At 32.9% G+C, this 723-nt stretch carries 2 protein-coding genes; both read right to left on the bottom strand.

The genetic code is table 11. The features are described from left to right. Window positions 1-592: dTDP-glucose 4,6-dehydratase (locus QWY88_RS11625; protein WP_304546554.1), on the bottom strand; the 592-nt coding region annotated here is incomplete at its 3' end. Further along, window positions 592-711, bottom strand: a complete 120-nt coding sequence (locus QWY88_RS11620; protein ID WP_425474715.1) for a hypothetical protein — start codon at window positions 709-711, stop codon at window positions 592-594. The genes QWY88_RS11620 and QWY88_RS11625, both read right to left, overlap by 1 nt. Window positions 712-723: the final 12 nt, after the last annotated feature.

The raw sequence follows: 723 nt of genomic DNA, 5'->3' as shown, positions 1-723 counted from the left end.
GACCATAATTGTTTGAACAATTTGTAATTACTGTATTTAAGCCGTACGTCTCTTGATAAGATCTTACGATCATATCAGATGATGCTTTAGAAGCTGAGTATGGAGAGTTTGGAGCATACGGTGTATCTTCAGTGAAGAGGTCTTTTGGATCATCACTTAATGTTCCGTAAACTTCATCTGTTGAGATATGGTGAAATCTACATTTGTTATATTTCTCTTTATAAGTAAATGGTTTTTCCATCCAATGTTTATACGCTACATCTAAAAGTGTAAAAGTACCGTTTACATTTGTTTCTACAAATATTCCCGGGTTTTTGATAGAGTTATCAACATGAGATTCCGCTGCAAAGTGGATAACACCTTGGATATCGTACTCATTAAAGATAAATTCTACAAGTTCACGGTTACAGATATCCCCTTTAATAAACTTATATCTAGGGTTACCTTCACACTCTTTTAAGTTTTCTAAGTTTCCGGCATATGTTAAAAGGTCTAAATTAACTACATTATATTCCGGATATTTTTCTAAAAAATATGGCACGAAGTTTGAGCCTATAAACCCTGCCGTTCCTGTTAATAAAATAGATTTCATTATTTTATCTCTCCCATTTTTCTTAAACATTCATCTAGTGAATCTTTCCAGTATGGTATCTCTATATTGAATGTTTGTTTGATTTTTGATTTATTTAGTAAACTATAGTGTGGGCGCATTGCCGGTGTTGG

The organism is Sulfurimonas sp. hsl 1-7 (genome assembly GCF_030577135.1).
GTDB lineage: Bacteria > Campylobacterota > Campylobacteria > Campylobacterales > Sulfurimonadaceae > Sulfurimonas > Sulfurimonas microaerophilus.
Note: the sequence above shows the minus strand (reverse complement) of the source record. Positions and strands in the feature narration are given on the sequence as shown.